At 54.5% G+C, this 24,231-nt stretch carries 18 protein-coding genes and 3 tRNA genes; 9 read left to right on the top strand and 12 right to left on the bottom strand.

Annotation, left to right across the window (positions count from 1 at the left end; translation table 11 throughout):
- Positions 1-38: 38 nt before the first annotated feature.
- Both purN and purM read right to left on the bottom strand, forming a co-directional pair.
- Positions 39-635 carry a phosphoribosylglycinamide formyltransferase gene (gene purN, locus ACR3EJ_RS12255; protein ID WP_170539965.1) on the bottom strand — a complete coding sequence of 199 codons (597 nt, stop codon included), beginning with the start codon at positions 633-635 and terminating at the stop codon, positions 39-41.
- Positions 632-1,678 (bottom strand): phosphoribosylformylglycinamidine cyclo-ligase, encoded by a 1,047-nt coding sequence (gene purM / locus ACR3EJ_RS12250; protein WP_170539968.1) that lies wholly within the window; start codon positions 1,676-1,678, stop codon positions 632-634. Before purM ends, purN begins: the two co-directional genes overlap by 4 nt.
- A gap of 107 nt (positions 1,679-1,785) precedes the next feature.
- On the opposite strand from purM, the gene ACR3EJ_RS12245 reads away from it, so the two are divergent.
- Positions 1,786-1,862, top strand: a tRNA-Ile gene (locus ACR3EJ_RS12245).
- Between the two features lie 2 nt (positions 1,863-1,864).
- Here ACR3EJ_RS12245 and ACR3EJ_RS12240 read toward each other — a convergent pair.
- Positions 1,865-3,184 (bottom strand): ATP-binding protein, encoded by a 1,320-nt coding sequence (locus ACR3EJ_RS12240; protein WP_170539971.1) that lies wholly within the window; start codon positions 3,182-3,184, stop codon positions 1,865-1,867.
- A gap of 44 nt (positions 3,185-3,228) precedes the next feature.
- On the opposite strand from ACR3EJ_RS12240, the gene ACR3EJ_RS12235 reads away from it, so the two are divergent.
- The 4 genes from ACR3EJ_RS12235 to ACR3EJ_RS12220 all read left to right on the top strand — a co-directional run bounded on the left by ACR3EJ_RS12235 (position 3,229) and on the right by ACR3EJ_RS12220 (position 5,723).
- The gene (locus ACR3EJ_RS12235; RefSeq protein ID WP_480422947.1) at positions 3,229-4,143 is read left to right on the top strand and encodes an MBL fold metallo-hydrolase; all 915 of its coding nucleotides are present in this window, start codon (positions 3,229-3,231) and stop codon (positions 4,141-4,143) included.
- 74 nt (positions 4,144-4,217) lie between these two features.
- Positions 4,218-4,292: transfer RNA gene (locus ACR3EJ_RS12230), tRNA-Asn, on the top strand.
- A gap of 226 nt (positions 4,293-4,518) precedes the next feature.
- Complete coding sequence (locus ACR3EJ_RS12225; RefSeq protein ID WP_480422946.1) at positions 4,519-4,698, top strand: hypothetical protein; 180 nt, start codon at positions 4,519-4,521, stop codon at positions 4,696-4,698.
- Between the two features lie 950 nt (positions 4,699-5,648).
- Positions 5,649-5,723: transfer RNA gene (locus ACR3EJ_RS12220), tRNA-Asn, on the top strand.
- Positions 5,724-5,742: 19 nt separating this feature from the next.
- Here the strand turns inward: ACR3EJ_RS12220 and ACR3EJ_RS12215 are convergent.
- From ACR3EJ_RS12215 to zwf, 4 genes are all read right to left on the bottom strand, one after another.
- Positions 5,743-7,362, bottom strand: a complete 1,620-nt coding sequence (locus tag ACR3EJ_RS12215) for a long-chain-fatty-acid--CoA ligase (RefSeq protein WP_170539977.1) — start codon at positions 7,360-7,362, stop codon at positions 5,743-5,745.
- A 106-nt stretch (positions 7,363-7,468) separates the two neighbouring features.
- Complete coding sequence (gene pgi, locus ACR3EJ_RS12210; protein WP_170539980.1) at positions 7,469-9,079, bottom strand: glucose-6-phosphate isomerase; 1,611 nt, start codon at positions 9,077-9,079, stop codon at positions 7,469-7,471.
- A gap of 5 nt (positions 9,080-9,084) precedes the next feature.
- Positions 9,085-9,756, bottom strand: a complete 672-nt coding sequence (pgl, locus tag ACR3EJ_RS12205; protein ID WP_170470609.1) for a 6-phosphogluconolactonase — start codon at positions 9,754-9,756, stop codon at positions 9,085-9,087.
- Positions 9,753-11,207 (bottom strand): glucose-6-phosphate dehydrogenase, encoded by a 1,455-nt coding sequence (zwf, locus tag ACR3EJ_RS12200; RefSeq protein ID WP_170539983.1) that lies wholly within the window; start codon positions 11,205-11,207, stop codon positions 9,753-9,755. Before zwf ends, pgl begins: the two co-directional genes overlap by 4 nt.
- Before the next feature lie 164 nt (positions 11,208-11,371).
- Between zwf and ACR3EJ_RS12195 the strand changes: the two genes are divergently transcribed.
- Entirely contained in the window at positions 11,372-12,325 is a 954-nt protein-coding gene (locus tag ACR3EJ_RS12195; RefSeq protein ID WP_170539985.1) for a radical SAM family protein, read from the top strand.
- Here ACR3EJ_RS12195 and ACR3EJ_RS12190 read toward each other — a convergent pair whose 3' ends face one another.
- Positions 12,326-13,021: a hypothetical protein gene (locus ACR3EJ_RS12190; RefSeq protein ID WP_170539988.1), complete on the bottom strand. Its 696-nt coding sequence runs from the start codon at positions 13,019-13,021 to the stop codon at positions 12,326-12,328.
- 102 nt (positions 13,022-13,123) lie between these two features.
- Positions 13,124-13,393 carry an usg protein gene (locus ACR3EJ_RS12185; protein ID WP_170539990.1) on the bottom strand — a complete coding sequence of 90 codons (270 nt, stop codon included), beginning with the start codon at positions 13,391-13,393 and terminating at the stop codon, positions 13,124-13,126.
- 224 nt (positions 13,394-13,617) lie between these two features.
- On the opposite strand from ACR3EJ_RS12185, the gene gyrA reads away from it, so the two are divergent.
- Positions 13,618-16,323 carry a DNA gyrase subunit A gene (gyrA, locus tag ACR3EJ_RS12180; RefSeq protein WP_480423344.1) on the top strand — a complete coding sequence of 902 codons (2,706 nt, stop codon included), beginning with the start codon at positions 13,618-13,620 and terminating at the stop codon, positions 16,321-16,323.
- Positions 16,324-16,609: 286 nt separating this feature from the next.
- Here gyrA and ACR3EJ_RS12175 read toward each other — a convergent pair whose 3' ends face one another.
- Positions 16,610-17,500 (bottom strand): DUF2950 family protein, encoded by an 891-nt coding sequence (locus ACR3EJ_RS12175; RefSeq protein ID WP_170539996.1) that lies wholly within the window; start codon positions 17,498-17,500, stop codon positions 16,610-16,612.
- A gap of 1 nt (position 17,501) precedes the next feature.
- Positions 17,502-18,803, bottom strand: a complete 1,302-nt coding sequence (locus ACR3EJ_RS12170) for a DUF3300 domain-containing protein (protein WP_170470623.1) — start codon at positions 18,801-18,803, stop codon at positions 17,502-17,504.
- 548 nt (positions 18,804-19,351) lie between these two features.
- On the opposite strand from ACR3EJ_RS12170, the gene ACR3EJ_RS12165 reads away from it, so the two are divergent.
- Together ACR3EJ_RS12165 and ACR3EJ_RS12160 are read left to right on the top strand one after the other, a co-directional pair.
- Positions 19,352-21,835, top strand: coding sequence for a response regulator (locus tag ACR3EJ_RS12165; protein WP_170703196.1), 2,484 nt, complete (start codon positions 19,352-19,354; stop codon positions 21,833-21,835).
- Between the two features lie 3 nt (positions 21,836-21,838).
- Positions 21,839-23,443 carry an adenylate/guanylate cyclase domain-containing protein gene (locus tag ACR3EJ_RS12160; protein WP_480422945.1) on the top strand — a complete coding sequence of 535 codons (1,605 nt, stop codon included), beginning with the start codon at positions 21,839-21,841 and terminating at the stop codon, positions 23,441-23,443.
- Here the strand turns inward: ACR3EJ_RS12160 and ACR3EJ_RS12155 are convergent.
- Positions 23,440-23,826, bottom strand: coding sequence for a response regulator (locus tag ACR3EJ_RS12155; RefSeq protein WP_170470627.1), 387 nt, complete (start codon positions 23,824-23,826; stop codon positions 23,440-23,442). The genes ACR3EJ_RS12160 and ACR3EJ_RS12155 overlap by 4 nt on opposite strands.
- Between the last annotated feature and the right edge of the window lie 405 nt (positions 23,827-24,231).

The following is a 24,231-nucleotide window of genomic DNA, read 5'->3' as shown; positions in this document are numbered from 1 at the left end:
AAGACGATTACCCTACGCGTGTAAATCGCCGCGCAGATTCAAGGCAACAGAACTGGGTCTTTGTTGCCCATACAATACCGGCGCAGGACCTCAGGATAGAGTTTGTGTTCCTGTACCAACACGCGAGTGGCAAGTTCCTCTGGCGTATCCTCTGCCCTTACCTCCACGCGCGCCTGTCCAAGAACCGGGCCGTCATCCAGCGCGGCTGTTACTTCGTGAACGGTGCAACCATGTTCGGAATCACCCGCCTCGATGGCGCGGGCATGCGTGTTCAGACCTTTGTACTTCGGCAATAGCGAAGGGTGGATGTTCAGCATTCGTCCTTGGAAGCGAGAAACAAAATCGCCGGTTAGAACGCGCATGAAACCGGCCAAACACACAATATCTGGCTGCGAAGCCAGCAGCGGCTTGAGCAATTCCGCTTCGAACGCGGCGCGATCTTTACCGAAAGGTCGGTGATCGACGGAGGCAGTCTTTATTCCACGCTCTGCGGCCTTTGTCAGCCCTCCGGCTTCAGGGTCGTTCGACAGCACCAAGCAAGGCCGGCCAGCATGGTCCCCGATCATGCTATCGACCAGCGACAGCATGTTTGATCCACCACCAGAAATCAGGATCGCGACGCGCTTGTGACTCACAGCAGCTTGCCTGAGTACGCGACGCCGGGTGTTTCGGTGACAGATCCGATCCGGGCAACGGTTTCACCAGCTTCGGACAGCAGTGCTTCCAGTTTGTCTGCATCCTCAGCCGCGCAGACCACGATCATGCCGATACCGCAATTGAAGGTTTTCAACATCTCGGATTCGGCGATGCCGCCAGTTTCGGCCATCCATTTGAACACAGGCGGCAAGTCCCAAGCGCTCAGATCGATTTCGGCCCCCAGCCCGTCGGGCAATACGCGCGGCAGGTTTTCGGTGAGGCCGCCGCCAGTAATATGAGCAAGCGCATGGATGCCCCCGGCCCGGATCGCCTGCAGCGCCGGTTTCACATACAGCCGCGTGGGGGTCAGCAGAGCCTCACCCAATGTTCCGCCACCGAAAGGCGACTCTGCATCCCAGCCCAGCCCCGACATCTCGACCAGTTTGCGCACCAGAGAATAGCCGTTGGAATGCACACCGTTCGAGGCCAGCCCAAGCAGCACATCCCTGTCTTGCACACCCTCGGGCAGGGTCGCGCCGCGCTCCATTGCACCGACCGAGAACCCGGCCAGATCGAAATCGCCATCGGGATACATACCCGGCATCTCGGCGGTTTCGCCTCCGATCAGGGCGCAGCCAGATTGGACACACCCCTCGGCGATGCCTTCGATAATCCGTGCTGCGGTATCGGTGTCCAGCTTACCGGTGGCAAAATAATCCAGGAAAAACAGCGGCTCAGCGCCTTGGCAGATCAGATCGTTGACGCACATCGCCACCAGATCGATGCCCACGCCATCGACAACGCCGGTATCAATCGCAATCCGCAGCTTGGTGCCCACACCATCGGTTGCACCCACCAAAATCGGGTCTTCATACCCAGCCGCCTTTAGATCAAACAGAGCGCCAAACCCGCCTAGCCCACTCACCACGCCCGAGCGGTTGGTGCGCTTGGCCGCAGGCTTGATCCGATCGACCAGAGCGTTGCCCGCATCGATATCCACACCTGCATCGGCGTAGGTGATTCCGTTCTTGCCCGCTGTCATGGCCAATCCCTCATGAGTGCTTTGCGCGCGGGTTATTCGATTGTGGGCGATGTTGCAACGGTCAGGCTTGACGCGGGCTGCCATCGTGATACGCAAGGCGCATCGGCGGGCCTGTAGCTCAATTGGTTAGAGCAGAGCGCTCATAACGCTTTGGTTGGGGGTTCGAGTCCCTCCGGGCCTACCACATCACCGCCCTATCACGATATCTGCGCATAAACCGCCCAATTTTTCGCTGCTGCCCAGCCGAAGGATGCCGCCGTGTACACGGGCGATGTCGGCGACGATGGCAAGGCCCAACCCAACACCGCTGCCCTGATTCTGGTTCCGAGCCGGGTCCAGGCGCGTGAAAGGTTTGACCGCCTCAGTACGCTGTTCAATGGGTATACCGGGGCCGTCATCCTCGACCCGGACGCGGATCGATTTCGGCGTCATCGACAGACTAACTTCAGCCCGTGAACCATAGCGGATAGCGTTTCCAATCAAATTTTCCACCGCGCGGCGCATTGCCGACGGGCGCAACGTGGCAGTCCCCTGTCCTTCGACCGATACCAGTTCAACCTGCTGGCCAGCGCGCTGCGCGTCATCGACAATCTGACTCAGCCAAATCTCGGGTTCGACCGCCTCAGGTGTGCTTTCTGCAGTCCCTCTTGAGAAGTCCAGAAATGCATCCAGAAGCGATTGCATTTCATCAACATCCTGCAACAGCGGGGCTGCCTCATCTTCGGGCAACAATGACAACCCCAGCTTCAGACGCGTCAAAGGCGTGCGCAGATCGTGGCTGACGCCAGACAACATCAAAGTGCGCTGCTCAATCTGCCTTTCGATTCGGGAGCGCATATCAACAAAAGCGTTGCCCGCCGCACGCACTTCGATTGCCCCGCCGGGAGAGTAAGGCACCACGCGACCCCGGCCGAACGCCTGCGCCGCATCTGCGAGCCGAGTAATCGGCCGCAGTTGGTTGCGCATGTATAAAAATGAGATCGTGGTGATCAACGCCGCAAAGAACACCATCGTAACGATAAGCTGGTGCGGTGCCGTGGGTGACAGGCGCCGTCGATCAAATTTCAATTCCAAAGTGCCAAGATGCGTGCTCAGATAAAGCCGCACCTCCTGTCCATTCGGCAGTGCGACGTCTTGCATTTGAGGCACCAACACCCGCATTTCAGCATCGACTTGTGGTGCGATGAAATCATACCAACGACGCTTTCCAACCACCGGTTCTTGGTACAGCGGCAGAAAACGAGCCGTCATATTCAATGCCGACAGATCAGGCCGTGCGGCAGCCAGCGCCTGCTGCTGCGTCTCTGCACCCTCCATCACGTTCAATATAAGCGTGACCTCACGGGCTGCCGTTCGCGTCATCTGTGCGGTCACTTCCTCGAGATGCTTTTGCAAAAAAGCGATCGCCACAACCAAGAGTACAACGATGACCGGTAGCACCAGGATAAGTGCGGCGCGCGCGTACAGGCTGCGCGGCATATAGGGTTTGAGCCATTGGGTCGACATGCGCTAAACCTAGCGGGCTGCCTGGACAAGAGGAAGAGGTCAGAATGCAAGCCCCCGATGATTTCAACCCAGTGCCTGGACAAGCTGTGGAACTTGCTCAAGGCCTAAGACGGGTGCTTGCCCCAAATCCCTCACCGATGACATATCGCGGTACGAACACTTACCTTCTGGGTGAAACAGATATCGCCGTTATCGATCCGGGACCGCTGAGCGACGCACATTTGTCGGCGATTCTCGATGCATTACAGCCCAATCAGCGGATCAGCCATATCTTCGTCACTCACACCCATCTTGATCACTCACCCCTAGCTGCCCCTCTTGCGGCCCATACAGGCGCACCGGTTCTCGCTTTCGGAGGACCCCAAGCAGGCCGCACTGAGGTTATGACGGAATTGGCGCAGAATGGGTTTGCGGGCGGCGGTGAGGGAATCGATATGGATTTTCGCCCTGATATTGAACTGGAAGACGGTGCATGTATTTCTGCGGACGACTGGACGCTTGAAGTCATCCACACACCCGGCCATCTCGGCAACCATATTGCGCTCGCCTGGGGCGATGTTTGCTTTACAGCGGATCATGTTATGGGATGGGCCAGTTCGCTGGTCTCACCGCCCGACGGGGATCTGACCGACTTCATGGCCGCCTGCCATCGCCTTCGCGCGAGAGAATGGTCAGTCTTTCATCCCGGCCACGGCGCTCCTGTAACTGAACCAAACAATCGCCTGGAGTGGCTGATTCAGCACCGTCTTTCGCGCAAATCTCAGATTCTTGACGAACTGATCAAAGGCCCGGCCACTGCACGTCAGCTTGCACAGCGTATTTATGTAGACACGCCTGGTGCATTGCTGCCCGCGGCGGAAAGAAATGTGTTCGCGCATCTAGTCGATCTGACCGGAAAGGCCCAGGTCGCACCCGTTGAGACGCTTTCAGCACAGTCCGAATTTAGGAGGCTCAGTTAGAGGCAAAATTTTTTCATCAGCAATGCGCTTCCCCTCTGGACGGCGAATTTCCGTGTTGTTATACGCCCCTCAGTTCCGGCGTAGCTCAGCGGTAGAGCAGTTGACTGTTAATCAATTGGTCGTAGGTTCGATCCCTACCGCCGGAGCCAATAATCCAATTGAAACTTACGACTGCGTGGTTAAGCAGCATTTGGTTTTTTGACGCGGCAAAATGCGCTGCGGCGAGCGGCAATGAACTAAAAACACTCAGTTGGTCGGCTGAGAGGATTGGCTTGCCTACATTGATGTCACTGATAAAAAAATCTCCCAGCGCAGTGAAATCTCTTCGGCAGCAGTCGATAGCGGAATAAAAAAGCGCAGGAATTCAGACCAGATATGAGCCGCGAATACGAAATTGGGATGCTTTGGGTCGAGGGGCCGCTGAGCTATATTGAAGTTCTATGCGCCAAGTCCTTTCTGGATGCCGGCCACCATGTAAAACTCTATCACTACAAAGATGTTCAAAACGTCCCGGAAGGCGTTGAATTGGTTAACGGTGATAGCATGCTTAGTTAAGATCGATTCATAACACATGGTCGCATTGGTAGTTATACGCTGTTTTCCGATGTATTCCGTTATCATCTTCTTCAGCAAAATGATCGCACGATCTGGGCAGACCTTGATGCCTATTGCGTAAAGCCCTTCGAATAGGAAATCGGGCATCTCTTTGCCTGGGATTCTGATCATCACATTAATGGGGGCGTGTTGGGCCCGCATTCTGACAGCGAAGCATTAGGTCTACTCATTGAAATGACTAACGACGAGTACTACGTTCCAGAACGGCACAATCACAACGAAAGATTGCGGTTGCAGAACCTGAAGAACACGGGTTCGCCGGTGCATGTGGGTAAGTTACAATGGGGTGTTTAGGGGCCGCATGGAATTACGCATTATCTCCATATTACCGACGAAGCAAAATACGCCTATCCCATAAAGGCCCTTTATCCGGTTCGCTTTCGCAATCGGCGTTATTTATTGCGCAGTGGTCTACCGAACAGGGTTGAAAAAACTCTATCTGAAAACACCTACTCGATACACTTTTACGGGAGACGTGTCACAGAGTTTCTTTCAAGGCGCAGAGGGTCGCCACAACCCAATAGTTACCTTGAAATGTTGTTACAGAAACATGGAATTGATCCTGCTGACGCACCTATTTCTTGAACCTATTGTGATCCGAGAGCGTCGGACAGAAGATGGCGGCGCTGATTACTATCGTGAGGCCTTGCAAAGAGCGCCTTCGCAACGTTTTTGCTCATAGTAGCAGTCTGTTAATTGGTGTAATTGATTCAAAATTCTAGCCAGAGAAACTCAGATTTTCTTTTCTCTGATTGTCGAAAGAACATCAAATTCCGGCTCTTAGTTCGGTGAGGCGAACCGCAAAAATGCACGCTCGACGATGCTCTGGATGTAAATATCTATTATCCTCTGGACGATGCCAAAGCTGATTGTTATACGGCGCGGACCGTTCCGGCGTAGCTCAGCGGTAGAGCAGTTGACTGTTAATCAATTGGTCGTAGGTTCGATCCCTACCGCCGGAGCCATTCTTCCCCCGTTTGGCAATCACCCCATCAGCACGTCGCTAAAATCCGCACGCAAGTTCCGCTTCAGGACTTTGCCAGTTGCGTTCAATGGCAGAGCGTCGACGAATACAACTTTGTCTGGCACCTGCCATTTGGCGATCTTACCGTCGAAGAATGAAAGTAAATCCTGCTCGGTCGGCTCTTGGCCTTCCGCCTTCACAGCAACCAAAAGCGGGCGTTCATCCCACTTCGGATGTGGCACACCCACAACCGCCGCTGTCGCCAGTTGAGGGTGCGCGACAGCGATATTTTCCAGCTCGACCGAACTGATCCATTCGCCACCTGACTTGATAATATCCTTCGATCGGTCGCGGATGGTCATAAACCCATCTGGGTCCAATGTTGCCACGTCGCCGGTTGCGAACCAGCCATCCTGCAACAAGGCCTCATCTTGCATGTGGAAATAGCTGTCTAGCACCCAATGGCCGCGCACCATCAGATCACCCTGCGTTTCACCGTCATGGGGAAGGTCGCTGCCATCGTCATCTACGATTTTCAGTTCAACCCCAAAGGGCGGGCGGCCTTGGCTCTCGCGTAGTTTGTGTTGTGCTTCTATGGGCATTTCCAGATGCTTGGCCATAGGATAGTTCGTAGTGCCCAGCGGGCTCATTTCACTCATACCCCAGGCATGGACGGTATCGACGCCATAGGTCTCGCGAAAGGTTTCGATCATCGAAGGCGGGCACGCTGCACCGCCGATAACGGTACGATCCAAGCTTTCCAGTTTGGTTCCACATGTCGCCGCATGCGCCAGAAGGCCCTGCCAGATGGTTGGCACACCCATTGCCAATGTAACGCCATAAGTGTCGATCAGATTAACCAATGCTTCCCCATGCAAACCCGGCCCCGGCAATACCATGCGTGAGCCGGACATGGCGCTGGCATAGGGTGAACCCCAAGCATTGACGTGGAACATTGGCACCACCGGCAATACCACATCCATCGCGGAATAGCCGATCACATCACGTGTGTTTGACGCGAAGCTGTGCAGCAAGGTCGAACGATGCGAATACAGAACACCTTTGGGGTTTCCTGTTGTGCCCGATGTGTAACAAAGGCTAGAGGCGGTATTCTCATCAAAACTGGGCCACGCGTAATCCGCATCGCCGGTTTCAATCAACTCGTCATAGAAGATCAGACCAGGGACCTGAGACAACGCGGCCTCATCTCGTGCACCCATCAGCACGAAATGCTGCACTTCGTTCAGATGCTCCTGAAGCGCGGCGACCAACGGCAGGAAAGTTGCATCAAAGAACAGAACCCGATCCTGCGCGTGGTTGATGATATAGGTCAGTTGCTCAGGGAAAAGACGCGGATTGATCGTGTGACAGACGAAGCCCGCGCCGGATACGGCATAGTAGATCTCAAGATGGCGGCGGTTATTCCAGGCCAGTGTGCCCACTCGATCCTGCGGCTGTAGCCCAAGATTCATAAGCGCCGAAGCCATACGGCGGGCGTTCTGCGCGATCCCCGCCCAGTTGGTCTGGGTCACGGTTCCGTCCGTCTCGACCGATATTATCTCGGTCTGTCCGTGATAGCGTTCGGCGTGATCAATCAGCGACGAAATCAGCAAAGGCTGCGTCATCATCTGTCCCAGCATGGACAATCCTCCCATCTTCAGCGCTTGGCCGCGCCCTTCTACATTGGCAGAAACCCTGCCAAGATTTTAATTGTCTGACAATAAGAGAGTTTGGCTGAGTGCCGTGTCAACCTCGATGGCGTAGCGCGTACTCTACCAGACCGGCTGTCGAACCATCCTTGCCTTCGGTGCCAACTTCGCCATCGACAATGGGCCCCAGAGACGTCGCCAGTTCTTTGCCCAGCTCAACGCCCCATTGATCGAATGAATTGATGCCGAGCAACACGCCTTCGACAAAAACCCGATGCTCGTACAGCGCAATGATCTGGCCCAGCACATATGGCGTAAGCTGCGGATATATCAGGGTTGTTGATGGGCGATCCCCCGAGAACACACGGTGGCGCGCCTGACGCTCCAGCTCTTCGCCGGTCAAACCTTTATCCACCATCCGCGCGCGGGCTTCATCCAATGATCGGCCTTGCATCAGAGCCTCGGACTGAGCCAGGCAATTGGCCAGAAGCAGACGATGATGATGGGCCAATTCAGGCTCATGCCCATTGGCTGCCACCATGAACTCGCACGGGATCACGTCAGTGCCCTGGTGAATCAGTTGATAGAATGCGTGCTGTCCATTGGTGCCAGGCTCGCCCCAAACCACCGGACCTGATGGCATGGCCAACGCACTGCCGTCCATTGCGACAGATTTGCCGTTCGATTCCATTTCAAGCTGCTGGAAATACGCTGGAAGCCGCAGAAGGCGCTGATCATAAGGCAAAACCGCACGGCTGGCGTAACCCAAAACCTGCCGATGCCAGACACCGACAAGCGCCAACATGACCGGCATGTTTTCAACCCACTTCGCCGAGCGGAAATGCAGGTCCATCGCCTGCCCACCTCGCAGAAAAGCATCGAATGCATTTGAGCCTACAGCGATCATCACCGGCAATCCGACCGGGCCCCAGACCGAATAGCGTCCGCCCACCCAGTCGGCGAAACCGAACACGCGCTCTTCGGGGATGCCAAATGCAGCTGTCTTATCCACCGCGCTCGAAACGGCAGCGAATTGCTGCGACGGGTCTCCACCTCCATCCACCATCCAAGCCCGCGCCGTCCGCGCGTTGGTCATGGTTTCGATGGTGGTGAAGGTTTTCGAGGCCACAATGACCAGCGTGCGCGTCGGGTCGAGCATGCGCAACGTGTCGGCGATATGCGCCCCGTCCACGTTCGAGACGTAATGCAACTTTGGACCATCGTGATACGGTGCCAGGGCATGTGTCGCCATGACCGGACCAAGATCCGAGCCGCCGATGCCGATATTCACAACATCCGTAAAGCTGCCCCCTGCCCCCTTGATCGCCCCGCCGCGCACCTCTTCGGCAAACACGCGCATCCGCTGCAATGTTTCCAGAACGTCTGGCATCACGTCCTGACCATCCACCTCGACCGGACCGCCATCGAGGTTGCGCAACGCCGTATGCAGTACCGCACGCCCTTCGGTCTCGTTGATCTTTTGGCCCGCAAACATCGCAGTCCGGCGATCCGCCAATTTGGCCTGGTCACAGAGTTGAATAAGTGCAGAGCGAATGTCGTCGTTGATCTGAGTTTTAGAGTAATCAAACAACAAGTCGCCGCTGGACGTGGAAAAACCCTCGGCCCGGTTTGAATCTGCATGGAACAGATCAAGTATTCTGCGATCACCGATCAATTTAGCCAGAGATTTCAGTTGATCCAATTGCATGGTGACTACTCCGCCCAGTGGACAGTCATGCCGGTTAGCACGGCCGCGATAGGCGCCTCTTCTGGCGGTAGTGACATGGCGCGATCCAGCGCATCGCGCTTGGATTCTCCGAAGATAATGAGGTGTTTTGATAACGCACCTTCGAGCACGGGTGCGGTCAGTGTTATTCTCGCCTCGGGCTGCACGTCTGTCCTTGCCACCGCAAGTGTGGGCGCGTGGCTGTCCAGCGCGGCAGTCAGGCCCTGCATCCCAGGAAAAAGAGAGGCCGTGTGCATATCCTCACCCATGCCAAGAACCAGGACCGACAGAGGCAAGACGGGAGTGATCAGGCTTTCGATCTCAGGCAGAACCGCCTCGGGCTCATGACCTGCGACAAACAATGGCAGGTACTGCGCGACAGAGGCGCGATTGGTCAATAGACGCTCACGGATCAGCCGCTCGTTCGAACGTTCATGGTCACCCGGTACGCACCGCTCATCTGTCGGCAACACGCGCACGCGATCCCACTCAAGATCAGCCGCACATAACCCATCAAACACCGGCCCTGGGGTGGTGCCTCCGGGAACGGCAAGCGAAACAACATCGTGGTGCAACAACGCGGACTCAAGGTCTCCGGCCAGTGCATTCGCGACATCAATGGCCAGCATGTCACGGTCTGCATATTCTTTAATATTCATGGGTTTATTCCTTGCCAGCGGCGGTGATCTCTCTTCATCAGCAGTTCGGCGTCGCCCGGGCCAGTGCTGCCATTTTCATAAGGTTTGGGCACGTCACCGCGCGCCTTCCAGCCCGCAATGATCGGGTCGGTCCAGGCCCATGCGGCCTCGACCTCATCACCGCGCATAAACAGGGTCTGGTTGCCGCGAATGACATCCATCACCAGCCGCTCATAGGCGTCTGGCGGGTCCTGATTTTCGGGTCCAAGCGCCTCGGCAAAGCTCATGTCCAGCGGAACGTCGACCAGCCGCATCCCACCCTGCCCCGGCTCTTTGATCGTCACTTTCAGAGTAATGCCTTCGTTCGGCTGCAACCGAATCGAAAGCGCATTTGCGTGACGCCCCGCCTCTTCGCCGAAAATCGAATGTGGCGCATCCTTGAACATCACATTGATGACCGACGACCGCGCCACCAATTCCTTACCAGTTCGCAGATAAAATGGAGTGCCGGCCCATCTCCAGTTGCTGATATGCGCGCGCAAAGCCACATAACTCTCGGTCGTGGACCGGTTGTTACCCACAACCTCGCGATACCCCCGACCTTGTTTTCCACCAGCAAACTGTCCCCGAACAATATGGTGTGGCTCAACCGGGTCCAGCGCACGGATCACCTTGAGCTTTTCGTCGCGCACCGCATCCGGGTCAAACTTTGCGGGCGGTTCCATCGCGATCAGACACAAAAGCTGCATAAGGTGGTTCTGCATCATATCGCGCATGGCACCTGCACGCTCGTAATACTCTTCCCGCCCATCGATGCCGACAGTTTCCGCAACGGTGATCTGAATGTGATCCACGTACTGGCTGTTCCACAATGGCTCGAACAACATGTTACCGAACCGGACCGCCATCAGGTTTTGTACCGTTTCTTTGCCCAGATAGTGATCAATTCGATAGATTTGCCCCTCATCAAAATGCGACGCCAACGTTGCATTCAAAGCGCGCGCACTTTCCAGATCGTGCCCAAACGGCTTTTCAACAACGATCCGGGTCTGAGGGGTGGCGAGATTATGCGCTCTGATCCGCTCGGCCAGCGGACCAAACAGTCTGGGACCCACCGAGAAATAGAACGCTCGGATTCGATCCGTGCTCAGCAATTCGGACAATGGAGCCCATCCGTCTTCGGACAAGGCATCCAGCGGAACATAATTTATGCGCTGCAGAAAACCTTTTACCGCCTCCGGGTCTTTAGACCGTTTTGGCGCATACTGACGCAAAGATTCGGCAACTATATCCCGAAAGGATTCAACGGTTAGCGCACCCCGTGCCGCGCCTATGATCCGGGTGGCCTCGGGCCATTGTCCGGCGCAGTAACGCCGAAACAGAGCCGGAACGATCTTGCGCTGCGCCAGATCGCCGGTTCCGCCGAATATGACCAGATCAAATGGGTCTACGGGTATGACGCGAGAAACCATGACTTTTCCTTACCTTGCCAGTCGCGGCATGTCCAATGTTAGCGCAATCAAAAATGTCGAAATCTTCGAACATCAAAACTCTGTCAGCAGGGCGTCAACGTACTTAACTAAACCGGCACAAACGATTAAGTCGGTTTGGTAAATGCACAAAACCGGATGCCGGAATGAAAGATAACGCCACTCAGGCTGCAAATATCGGGAAGTTTCAAAACAGTTTGGTGACAGCGGACGGGCAAACACGCGCGTCTGTTGCGTTATCCAACCCGGAAACGTTGTGGTTCAATACCGGCACGCTGTGCAATATCGAATGCGTCAACTGTTATATCGCCAGCAGTCCCACCAATGACGCGCTGGTTTACATCACAGCAGATGAGGTTCGCGCTTATCTGGATCAGATTGAAGAACGCCAGTGGCCAATCCGCGAGATTGGCTTTACCGGTGGTGAGCCCTTCATGAACCCTGAAATGATCGAAATGACCCGCGCAGCGCTTGAACGTGGCTACGAGGTTCTGATTCTGACTAACGCCATGCAGCCGATGATGCGTCGCACGATGCGCGAAGGGTTGCTAGAGCTGCAACGTGACTATGACGGCAAGCTGACACTGCGCATTTCTGTCGATCACTACCGCCCGGAATTACATGATGAAGAGCGTGGAAAGGGAAGCTTTGCCAAGACGCTGATCGGTATGGAATGGCTGCGGGATAACGGCTTTAAGATGGCGATCGCCGGGCGTACCGTGTGGGGAGATTCTGACGCCGACAGCCGTGCAGGCTATGGCGCATTCTTTGCAGAACATGGTTTTGACATCGACCCTGAAGACCCGGGTCAAACCGTGTTGTTTCCCGAAATGGATGAATCCGTAGAAGTGCCTGAAATCACCACCGCTTGCTGGGGAATTCTTGATAAATCTCCAGATGCCGTGATGTGTGCCAGCTCGCGCATGGTGATTAAGCGCAAAGGCGCAGAACGTCCGGCGGTTTTGGCATGTACGTTGCTGCCATACTCACCTGAATTCGAAATGGGCGAAACCTTGGCCGAGGCCGAAGCCGACGTGCATCTAAACCACCCGCACTGCGCCAAGTTCTGCGTTCTTGGAGGGGCCAGTTGCTCCGGTTGATCAGTTAAGTTCGGGTGATTTCCAGAATTTTGTACCTGAGGCTCCCGCTGACACCCGCCACCCCTTCTTGCTCAAAACAAAGAAGGATCGGCCATCGGTAAAGCGCAGCGTGTCTCCCGCACGATCCTCACCATACATTGCGCCTGTCTCCGCGGTCGCATCGTAGCCGTGATCAATAAAATTCTCTAGATCCGCAGAGGTTTCGAACAGGATCACGAACTTGGTTTCAAAGCCCCCGATCCCAATAGCTCCGCCAACGCCCCCGGTCCCCATGTTCATATAGGTGTGTTGTCCTGTGTCTTTTGAAACGGCCACACCGCGCCCATAACCTGCAGATACCGGAAAAACCGTCACCTTGCGCGAGTCAAAAACCGCGTATCCAGCGCAGACATCGTATAGTTCTTGTGCCTGTGGATTCTCGGCAAGTAGTTGATCAAGAATTTCGCCCGCCATCAAATCCAACTTGGCACGTGTCTCTTCAGGCGTGGCCTCGTTTCTTAGCAGTTCCGAAGTCGAATCAATGGTTTCGTCGACGGCGTTCGCACCTTTCTCGATTGTGTTACCAACACCTTCTGCACCGCGACCTATCGCGTTTGCAGTATTCTCAGCCCCCTTTTTGATCTTATCCAGAACCCCTTCGGCGATGGCAGGACTGGTCAGGAAAACCGCAGCGGCGAGGATAAGATATCTGAGCATAGAGTGATTCCGTGTAAGACCATCAGTTTGGTCATTACATTATCTCAATCGCGACATTTGAGAACCGGACTTTCGATTCCTGAAAGGATATCCGACGCCCGATTAGTTCACACGAAACTCTCCAACCATATTCCGCCATTCGCCCGGAGCGATCATCTTTCGATGTGTGAACCGAACAGAATGCAGCGGTCCTTCAATTTCTTTTTGCCAGAAATCCACGAATTCAAAAAGTTTGGGGTGATCCGGGGCAAGATCATAATCCTGCCAGATAAAAGTATTCAGAACGTGTATGTAATCGGGCATGTGATAGAAAAATTCTGCGGTTGTCAGCCCGTACCCTTTCAACATGAGTTCGGTTTCGTTTTGCGCCATCCAGACCTCCAATTTTGTTGCAAGGTCTTCTCAGAGTAACACGAAAATCACCTAATACTTAGATAACAATATGTTACTCTACTGTTACCGGGCTAATTTGGCCACAAGACGGTTGCTTGCTTGCACCTTATATGCCGGGTCTGATAAGGTGCATCCACAAGATATAGATCAAAAACAAGACACGGGCAGCCTACGTGAGCGATACGCCAGAAATACCTGAAAACATGGATGAAACACCGCCCGAGCGCCCCGTTTATGACGGCCCGACGGTATCCATCGAATCCGAGATGCGCACGTCCTATCTGGACTATGCCATGTCGGTCATCGTGTCCCGCGCCATTCCCGATCTGCGCGATGGTTTGAAACCGGTGCACCGCCGCATCCTGTATGCAATGCACGAAACCGGGAACACGCACGAAAAGGCCTACCGCAAGTCGGCCCGCCCGGTCGGCGACGTGATGGGTAAGTACCACCCGCATGGTGATAGTGCGATCTATGACGCACTGGTGCGGATGGCACAGGATTTTTCGATGTCGCTGCCGCTACTGGATGGTCAGGGCAACTTTGGCTCGATGGACGGCGATAACCCGGCTGCCATGCGTTATACCGAAGTTCGGATGGACAAGCCTGCCGCGTCCCTGCTGGCCGATATTGAAAAAGAGACGGTCGATTTTCAGGACAACTATGACGGCAAAGACAAAGAGCCGACCGTCCTGCCCGCCCGTTTCCCAAATATGCTCGTCAACGGTGCCGGCGGTATCGCTGTGGGTATGGCAACGAACATCCCTCCGCACAATCTGGGTGAAGTGGTTGATGCAACTCTGGCGCTGATCGATGACCCGGACTTGACCTCGGAACAGTTGATCGAATACGTCCCCGGCCCCGATTTCCCGACCGGCGGCGTAATGCTGGGCCGGTCCGGCGCGCGCAAAGCTTATCTGGAGGGCCGTGGCAGTGTCATCATCCGTGCCAAGACCCGCGTCGAAGAGCTGCGCAAAGATCGTTACGCCATTGTTGTGGATGAGATCCCCTATCAGGTGAACAAGGCCGCGATGATCGAAAAGATCGCCGAAGCGGTGCGCGAGAAGCGCATCGAAGGCGTGGCCCATGTGCAGGACGAATCCGACCGCAACGGCGTGCGCGTTGTGGTCGAGCTGAAACGCGACGCCACGCCCGAAGTGGTGCTGAACCAGCTTTATCGCTTCTCGCCGATGCAGACGTCCTTTGGCTGCAACATGCTGGCCCTGAACGGTGGACGACCCGAACAGCTGACCCTGCGCCGGTTCCTGACATCCTTTATCGATTTCCGCGAGGATGTCGTTGCCCGCCGCACCGCTTACGACCTGCGCAAGGCGCGCGAACGCAGCCATATCCTCTGTGGTCTAGCGGTCGCTGTTTCCAATGTGGACGAAGTGGTCGCCACGATCCGCTCGTCTGCAGACGCGGCACAAGCACGTGAAAAGCTGATGACCCGCCGTTGGCCGGCGGCTGATATCGAAGGCTATCTGCGTCTGATCGACGATCCTCTGTCAAAGATGAACGACGACGGCACCTATAACCTGACCGAGGTTCAGGCCCGCGCCATCCTTGAGCTGCGCCTGCAGCGGCTGACCCAACTGGGCGTCAAGGAAGTCACGGACGAGCTGGAGCAGCTGGCCGCCAAGATCAAGGAATACCTGGATATCCTGTCGTCGCGCGAACGCATCATGTCGATCATCGGCGATGAGCTGCGCGACGTGCGCGAGCAATTCGCCGTGCCCCGCCGCACCGAAATCGTCGACTGGTCCGGCGACATGGAAGACGAGGACCTGATCGAGCGTGAGGATATGGTCGTGACCGTCACCTCGGGCGGATACATCAAGCGCACCCCGCTGGCTGATTTCCGCGCCCAGAAGCGAGGCGGCAAAGGTCTGTCCGGCATGCAGACCAAGGAAGAAGACGTGGTCACGACGCTCTTCGTGGCGAATACCCACACGCAGTTGTTGTTCTTCACAACGGATGGCATGGTCTACAAGCTCAAGACTTGGCGACTGCCACAATCGGGGCGGACTGGCAAAGGCAAAGCCATCGTCAACATCCTGCCGATCCCGACGGGTGTATCCATTGCTGCAATTATGCCGGTGGATGTGCCGGATGAAGAATGGGAAAACCTGCAGATCATCTTCGCCACCAGTGCGGGCACTGTGCGGCGCAACCGTTTGTCAGATTTCACCAACGTCAAGCGCAACGGCAAGATCGCCATGAAGTTCGAAGAGGATCACGCCGACACCAAGTTGATCAACGCTCGTATCTGTTCCGAAGATGATGACGTCATGCTGGTCACTAAATCTGGCCGCGCAATCCGCTTCCCAACAACAGATGTACGGGTGTTCAACAGCCGGTCGTCTGTTGGTGTACGCGGTGTACGTCTGACCGGCGATGATGAGGTGGTTTCGATGTCGGTCATCCGCCACTTCAACGCCACCTCGGATGAACGGGCCGCTTACCTTAAAATGCGCCGCCTTATGGCCGGTGTCACCGATGAATCCGAGACGGAAGAAGATGAAGGTAACGCCGACAGTGTGCTGCCTCAGGAACGTTATGCCGAGATGTCGGCTGCCGAGAACCTGATCCTGACCATTACGGCAGGGGGCGCGGGCAAGCTGAGCTCAAGCCACGATTACCCGGTTCGCGGACGCGGCGGTATGGGCGTGGCAGCGATGGACAAGGCCATGCGCGGCGGTAAATTGGTGGCATCCTTCCCAGTTGATATTGACGACCAGATCATGCTGGCCACCTCAAAGGGTCAGTCGATACGGGTGCCGGTTGATGGGATCTCTTTCCGCTCCCGCAGCGCGGGCGGTGTGAAAGTCTTCAACACGGGCAAGGGCGAAGAAGTCGTCAGTGTTGCCTGGATTGCAGACCAGGGTGATGAAGAAGCCGAAGAGTGAAGGATCGAGAAAGAAATCGGGTGAGTTAAGCTCGGTTTCTTTGGTCTAAACCTTCCAATTACCGCTCTGCGGACGTTTCAGTCATTCAGTCGAAACGTGTGAAGGCAGAAGAATGGATCAAGTCGTAAGATGGGCAATTGGCTCGCAGTCACAATGGGTGTTGCAAGAGCGATCCAGGCCGAACCTATTCGGGTACACGTAACCGTCGAACTGAAGCTTGTCACACAAACCGCAAATAGTGACCTCAGCAAAGCGCAGAGCTTAAGCGACACTTTCAATCCAAATATTACTCGACCGGTGACCAATTCATGTCTGGATCATATGCAGAAATTTCAGATGCAATACTGAGTGTCTCCGGGCCAAAATCTGCCTCGTAGACTATGCCGTTTTCGCCTACCAGAAAGGAATGAATACCAGTTTCTCCGTAGTCTGCCGGTATTGCCAGCAAGGCATGTCCTGCAACGAAGTGATCCCCGACGAAATAGGGGTAGGCACCCCCTGGAGCGTTAGGGCCCTGCTCTTGCAGGATTGTGTAATAATAGCCAAGAAACGGTTCGGCTTCATAGTCAACCTGACCGTCACTCCACCCCGAAGCTGCGGCGCGGGCAAGCGCTGCACCGACAAAGCTGTCTTTTCCAGGCCAGAAGAGACCGTTCTGCTCTTCCGGATCGGAAATGATCGTCTGAGCGAATTCCATAACGCCATTCCCGTTATGGTCCACAAGCCGGAAAGCTGCCTGCAGGTCAACATAGGCCTCAAGCAATTCGATCACTTCCAACTCATTCAAGCCTATTTCACGAGCTGAAAGTTCCTCGATCCCAGCCTCCAGGTCAAAGCGCCAACCGTCATCTTTACGCAGAATTGGGATAGGAAAAGGCCAACCGTCTTCACCTAGAAGAAGTACAACGCCATCGTCCTCAGGCCGGAAACGATACCCCTCGGCATACATGCCAAGCACTTCCTGCCTTCTTTCTTGATCTTCCGTCGGATCACCCGTTCCAACCAGATCCTCGGCTTCAGGCCCGAAAATTTCGATCAGCTTGCTCTGATCATTAGCCTTCAACGCATCAACAAAAGCATCCAGTGCGGTTTGCGGCGTATCAAATCTGGCTCCTTCAGAGAGGGCCGGGCTTGTGGTCGCGGCAAGCAACAAAATTGAAAATACTGATCTACGCATCTTACCGTCTCCGCTTGCCTTTAGCGGCGTGTCCACGCTTGGACGCGCTTTGAGTTCTGCTGCCGGACGCCGTTTTCTTCATCGCTTGCCCTTTGGATGCCGCGGGCTTGCGCTGCGTCGATGCGGCTTTCTTCGCCTGCGGCTTCTTGGCGGTCTGCGGTCTTTGTGCGACTGGCTTTTTCGCTGAATCTGGACGTTTGGTGCGATCAATGGCTTGTTGCTTTGCGGCAGCCTTGTCCCGATTAGCGTTGTTCCGGTTCGCCAAGGCACCGCCTGCTACAGCCCCTGCACCCGCACCGACCGCGGCTGCGGCCGCCCCGCGGTCCCGGCTAATATCTGCAGCACCGGATTCTCGGCTCAACTTTGCACGCAGCTCATCCGTGCGACCGTCAGGACGGTTAACCGGCAAGTCGCTACGGCCACCTTCGGGTCTTTTGTGGTCCGCTATTTTGTTCCGGGCCTCCTGTTGCCGGTCAGGATCGGGGTTCCATCCGATATCCGTTCGGTCACCTAAATCTATATCATTGCCGATATTGACGTTGCCATCCACGTCTATGTCGATGTCTGGATTTCTATAAATCGGACCGCCGCCCCAGCCACCGCAATTTCGGCACCCCCAGTAGTCGTTCCAATCATCGTCGTCGTCAAAAATTTCGTCGATCAGGGCAACAGCGCCAAAAGTCAGTAGTGCGGCGCCCACAACATCCCCGGTTGACGGGCCAGTATAAATCGTCTCGGGATTGTATTGTGGAACGTATACCGTCTCGGGTTCTGTCGGTGTAATTACTACGTTGTCGTCGTCAGACACTTCGACAGTTTGCTCGGGCCCTGAAACAAGAGCGCCGCTGTCAATTGCCTGATCCCGCATGACCTGCACCGCATCCATCACATCGTCGGACTGGGCCAACATGGCAGTGCCAACTGTCTCGGTCCAGTCGATATGGGTGGCCATCTGACCAACAACTTCGGGGAACGCCGTTGCCAACACACTGACAGAAGGATCCCATCCCATCGCATCGATTTCGGGCTCTAGTTCAACAGGGTCGCGGTCGGCGTTATCGAGCAAATACCGTTCAGCCTTAACAATTTCCAATGGCTGGGTTGCCGCGACAAATATCTGTATGAGTAACGTGTCGGGATAAAGAGCAACCGGGGCGACCAAGGTCTGCAACTCAGCGTCAGTTAGCAGACTGGACGAGGTCGCCGAGGTATCATCTTTTGCCGCTACATCTTCGGACGACTCTTGCGCTAACGCGGAAGTAGATACGCAAATACCGAATGCAATTAATAGAAACCTAAACATATTGCGATCCTTCGATTTCTTGAAGGATCACCTAAGACTGCGATTCTGGCAACCGATCAGTCAATAAAACGGTTGTGGGATAATAATCGACACCCAATCAAGTTTGAGCGAGTGTCCGCTTTGGGCTCGAAGCGAACGTTGCTTTTAAGCAAAACCCTGAATTCATAAACTTTCATACGCCTTATAGAGGTTAATATTCGGCCCTCACTCAAAGCCCATACAATGCCCCAAACTTGTTCTCAAGATAGGTCAACAATGCCTCCGGCCCGGGCTCGACACCACTTGCCCTCTGGATGATTTCGCGTGGCGCATAAAGACCGCCAAATTGCTGGATGCTCTCGCGCAAAGCTATGGCCTCTGGAGCGCCATAGGAGAAAAATAGGATGGCTCAGAAACGGTATTGAGATGAGAATTCGCTGCCCGAACCATGAGAACCAAACCGTACGCAACGAACACATTCAAAAATGCAACCGTCGATAAATCTTGCAAGATTAGGGCCGCACCTGATTTAGTGACCGAAAATTGGGCGGCTTTTGGGGGAGAAGCGCGTGCAGAAAGAACAAGAGCAGGATTACGAAGCCGAACTACGCATTCACGAAGCACTGGACGTTGCGTCGACAACGCCTGTATTTGCATTGTCTTTCGTGATGGCCTTTGCTGTGATGATATTGCAAATCGGTCCCTCGAACCTGACGCTGGGCGCGATCGCGTCTTTGGTCATGTTGCTGATCATGAATGTGAAGGGGATGAAAAGCTATTACGCGTTGCGTAACAAGCCTAGACCAAAATCAATCTCGAAACGGCGATTGAGGGTTATTCTCATCACCTCACTGATCCTTGGAACAGGTTGGGGCAGTTTCAATTTTTTCATGATGCCGGTCTTGGCACCGCATGAACAGATGGTTCTGTATCTGTTCGCGTTTATCGGAGCATTTGGCGGCTCTACAACATTTTCGCTTAGGGTGACCTGGGGCTTCTCAAGCTCAATTCTCTTTCTAACTTGGCTGTCCATGCTTCTATGGGGGCCTCTGGAATGGTATTTTAATACGCTCATCATATTGGGCACGATTCTGGTCATAACTCAGCTGACACTCTTAACCAGAAAAAGTGCGATCAACGGCATCAATTTGACGCTGGCCAACACCAAGGCGCTGAACAATCAGCTTAGGGCTGAAAACCGGATACGTGAATTGGCGCGCATTCCGGAAGAAAACCCGAACCCGGTGTTGCGTATCTCTGAGAAAGGCGAACTGACTTACGCCAATAAGGCAAGCGCTCCATTAATCGAAGCACTGCAGCTAAGAGTTGGTGACCGCGTGGGAACGGGTTGGCGCAAACGAATTGCCAAGGGTTTGCAGGAAGATCAAAGGGCAGACTTCCAGTATAAGGCTGGTGGTCAGACCTATTCTCTTTTGCTGTGGCCGGTTCCGGAAGGAGGATACGCGAATATCTACGGTCGGAATATTACGCAGCAAAAACGCGTGGAGAGCGAGTTGCGGGTGGCCCGCGATACAGCAGAAACCGCTAACAAGACTAAAAGCACTTTCCTTGCCAATATGAGTCATGAACTGCGCACACCGCTGAATGCGATTATTGGATACAGCGAACTAATGCTGGAAGAAGCCATCGACCAGAAGGACGAAGCAAACCTGAGCGATTTGAAGAAGATTCAATCTGCCGGGAAACACCTGCTTGCGTTGATCAATGATGTATTGGACCTCTCCAAAATCGAAGCCGGAAAGATGGAGTTCGAACTGGAAACTTTCGACGTTTTCCAGATGATCAAAGATGTTAGCGCGACAGTGCAGCCGTTGGCTGAGCAGAACAACAATACGCTGGAAATTGAGTGCCCTGATGATATCGGCGAGATGGTCTGTGACTTGACTAAGGTGCGGCAGGCCCTGCTGAACTTGTTGTCCAATGCTTGTAAGTTCACAGAACATGAAATGATCACGTTATCGGTTGTAAAATCGAACGACACAGATCAACTGGAATTTGCGGTCACCGATCACGGCATCGGCATGTCGCCAGAGCAGGTCGAGAGGATATTCGATGCGTTTACGCAGGCAGATTCCTCAACAACGCGTAACTACGGTGGTACCGGATTGGGGCTGTCTATCACAAAGGCCTTCTGCGAACAGTTGGGCGGCAACATTCATTGCGAAAGTGCGCTTGGCGAAGGTTCGACCTTCACAATTCGCCTGCCGCGCATCTGTCGCGACCCGTCAACGGGCGTGATGCGTCTGGCTGACCAGTCAGAGAATGAATTGAACAATGACTCGAACGCTCCACTGGTTCTGTTGGTGGATGACGATCCGACCGTGCATGATCTTCTGGGTCGACGATTACTTCGTGAGGGATATCGCGTTCTCGCATCGGCCAACGGCGATGAGGCATTGGAACTGGCTCGAACAACCCGTCCTGATGCCATCACGCTCGATGTCTTCATGCCCGAAATCGATGGCTGGGCTGTTTTGTCCAAGCTCAAGGACGATCCCGAACTTAGGGATATTCCTGTCATTATGTTGACTTTCGCAGAGGATCGCAAAAGAGGTTTGTCGTTGGGAGCCAGTGAATATCTGGGCAAGCCAATTGAGACGACCGAGCTGCTGAGTGTCCTTAAAGAGCACTGCCCGACTCTGCCAACGCCACGCGTTCTGGTCGTCGAGGACGAGGCTGCAACGCGTGAGCTGATCTGTCGCGTTCTCGAAAAAGAAGGCTGGCAGATTGACGAGGCGATCAATGGACTGGATGCCCTTCAACGCCTCTCTCAGTTCGTGCCGGACGTGATTTTACTTGATCTCATGATGCCCGAGATGGACGGTTTTGAGTTCTTGGCGGGGATAAGAAAGAACCCGGAGTGGAAGAATATTCCCGTCATCATCGTGACCGCCAAATCCCTGTCCAGCGAGGACCGCGCGCAACTGAATGGCTCGTTCCAGACGCTGGTCCGCAAAGATGGGGATGAGATTGAAATCATTCTGAACCAGTTGAACGAAATCCTTTCGGCTTCTCGATCTGAAGACGTATAGGCTGTGAGTAGCACCCCGAATACCCAACCCGAGCAGGCACAGGCAATGTGGCTGGCAAATTTACGCCAGAACCTGATTCCCCCGGTCAGTGCGATAGTCGGGCTATGTGAGTTTCTCGAAAGTGAGGCTGAACGCCTTACTCTGAAGGAAGCCGCATCAGACCTGAACCGAATATCTCAGGCTGCAACCGAACTAAGCGTGTTTGTGGACCAGCTTCTGCATCCCCGAATGGCCTTGAAGCTTACGGTAAGCGGTGACGAAGGAGTGAAAAGGCTTCGTCACGATTTGCGAACGCCGATGAATGCGATCAAGGGCTACAGCGAAATGCTGCTTGAGGATCTGGAGGATCTAAACGCAGTACATCTGGAGTTGGACCTGCGCGGATTGCTGAAGCATACGGATTCTCTATTGCAAGAAATTGATGTGCTCGCATCGTTGTCCGACAACCAGTCCGGCGATGGCTTCAAAATACCCGAGGCATCGCAGGACGCAGCTGAGATGTTCGCAAATCTGGCTCAAAGCATGCGCTCGATTGATCCGGTTGCGGAGACTGCTTCGCTAACCGGAACCATCCTAGTCGTAGATGATGTCGAAGCGAACCGTACGCTGCTTGCCCGGCGGCTCGAACGGGATGGTCATCAAGTCTGGACCGCCGACGGAGGATATACGGCTCTGGAAAAGTTGTCTCAACACGCGTTCGATCTGGTCCTGCTTGATCTTATGATGCCGGATCTGAACGGTTATGATGTTTTGAAGCGACTGAAAGAAAACGATGACTGGCGCGACATCCCGGTCATCATGATTTCCGCGCTCGATGAGATCGAAAGCGTTGCGCGTTGCGTTGAGATCGGAGCAGAAGATTACCTCCCTAAACCGTTCAACCCAATCTTGTTGCAAGCTCGGATCAACGCCGCGCTTGAGAAAGGACAGTGGCGGGAGCGAGAACGCCTCTATCTCTTTCAGATGGAGGCAGAGAAGCAAAAGTACGAAGACCTGTTGCATAGTATTCTGCCGCAAAAAATCGTGACACGGTTGAACGACGGAGAGGCCACGATTGCCGACCGTCATGACGATGTGACTGTCCTGTTTTCGGACATGGTTGGCTTTACGGAGATGTCGGCGAAATTGTCACCCGCGCAAGTGGTTCACTACCTTAATCGGGTTTTTTCGGGCTTCGACAAGGCGGCTTCGGAACTTGGTGTGGAAAAGATCAAGACAATCGGAGATGCCTACATGGCTGCGGCCGGAGTACCCGACCACCGGAATGACCACGCTGAAGTGATCGTTGAACTGGCTTGTCGGATGTTATCTCAGGTCGAAGCGCTGAACCACGTGCTGGACTACCCTATGCATCTTAGAATCGGCGTCCACAGTGGGCCCGTAGTCGCCGGAATAATCGGGTCACACCGTTTTCTCTACGATGTTTGGGGGGATACAGTGAATTTCGCCAGCCGTCTTGAAACAACGGGCGCGCCAGGCCGCATTCAAGTCTCAGAGGAGACCGCAAGGCGGGTTACGCATTGCTTTGACCTAACTAATCCGATGGATGTGAGAATTAAGGGCAAAGGCCAGGCAAAAACATATTTCATCACTGGACGGAAATCTTAGTAGTCGGATCTTCCTCCAGAGGCTGACAGCAGTTTTTCCATTATCTCAAGCAAACGGTTAAGTTCGACAGGTTTGGTATCAAAGTCATCGCAACCTGCCTCCAGCGCCTTTTCCCGGTCGCTGGCCATTGCGTGTGCCGTAAGCGCAACCACCGGGATTGAGGCCGTCTCGGGTGCTGCCTTGATGCGTCGGGTCGCCTCCCATCCATCAATCTCAGGCAGGCTCATATCCATCAAAACAATGTCGGGACTTGCTTCACCAGCCATGGACACGCCTTCCAACCCGTCCTTCGCAACGATAACTTGGAATCCTTTGCGCGCCAACCGACGCGACAACATATCGCTGTTCATTTCGTTGTCTTCCACCAACAGAACTTTAGCCAAATTTTCCCCCTTTACGCATGCGCGCCATTTGACTGCCCACGAGACAGAGTGTTTCCGGATCCATTTTCAAAATGTCGAGCATACCACAAGATTGCGCAAGTCGTTTCGGTTGAAGCATTCTTTCATCAATTCGGCTTCACGCAATGAACAAATTAGTGCCTTCAGGCAATGTCTTCTTTTAGTCCACCCTACCTGCGACGAATTTCGCTTTCCCACACTTGCTGTTTTTTGCTGCGGTCGAGTCGCGCCCAAAGCAGTCGTTCATTGTCAGATTGCCAATGGCGGTAGTGTCCGCGTCTCGTTCATTGCCTGGGGAATTCTCGCTGCGCCGGGCCCGAATGGCGGCTCCTTACGCCGCATCGCCGTACTCAAGATAATGCACCCCCAGCAAAATCTGCGCTGTGT

This window comes from Ruegeria sp. AB11 (assembly GCF_056536325.1).
This window is presented reverse-complemented; position numbering and strand designations above follow the sequence as displayed.

Coding starts and splice junctions, on each gene's coding strand:
- purM (WP_170539968.1), bottom strand. CDS start 1,678: ATGACAGCGGGCAAGAACGGAATCACCTACGCCGATGCAGGTGTGGAT.
- ACR3EJ_RS12240 (WP_170539971.1), bottom strand. CDS start 3,184: ATGTCGACCCAATGGCTCAAACCCTATATGCCGCGCAGCCTGTACGCG.
- ACR3EJ_RS12235 (WP_480422947.1), top strand. CDS start 3,229: ATGCAAGCCCCCGATGATTTCAACCCAGTGCCTGGACAAGCTGTGGAA.
- ACR3EJ_RS12225 (WP_480422946.1), top strand. CDS start 4,519: ATGAGCCGCGAATACGAAATTGGGATGCTTTGGGTCGAGGGGCCGCTG.
- ACR3EJ_RS12215 (WP_170539977.1), bottom strand. CDS start 7,362: ATGCTGGGACAGATGATGACGCAGCCTTTGCTGATTTCGTCGCTGATT.
- pgi (WP_170539980.1), bottom strand. CDS start 9,079: ATGCAATTGGATCAACTGAAATCTCTGGCTAAATTGATCGGTGATCGC.
- pgl (WP_170470609.1), bottom strand. CDS start 9,756: ATGAATATTAAAGAATATGCAGACCGTGACATGCTGGCCATTGATGTC.
- zwf (WP_170539983.1), bottom strand. CDS start 11,207: ATGGTTTCTCGCGTCATACCCGTAGACCCATTTGATCTGGTCATATTC.
- ACR3EJ_RS12195 (WP_170539985.1), top strand. CDS start 11,372: ATGAAAGATAACGCCACTCAGGCTGCAAATATCGGGAAGTTTCAAAAC.
- ACR3EJ_RS12190 (WP_170539988.1), bottom strand. CDS start 13,021: ATGCTCAGATATCTTATCCTCGCCGCTGCGGTTTTCCTGACCAGTCCT.
- ACR3EJ_RS12185 (WP_170539990.1), bottom strand. CDS start 13,393: ATGGCGCAAAACGAAACCGAACTCATGTTGAAAGGGTACGGGCTGACA.
- gyrA (WP_480423344.1), top strand. CDS start 13,618: ATGGATGAAACACCGCCCGAGCGCCCCGTTTATGACGGCCCGACGGTA.
- ACR3EJ_RS12175 (WP_170539996.1), bottom strand. CDS start 17,500: ATGCGTAGATCAGTATTTTCAATTTTGTTGCTTGCCGCGACCACAAGC.
- ACR3EJ_RS12170 (WP_170470623.1), bottom strand. CDS start 18,803: ATGTTTAGGTTTCTATTAATTGCATTCGGTATTTGCGTATCTACTTCC.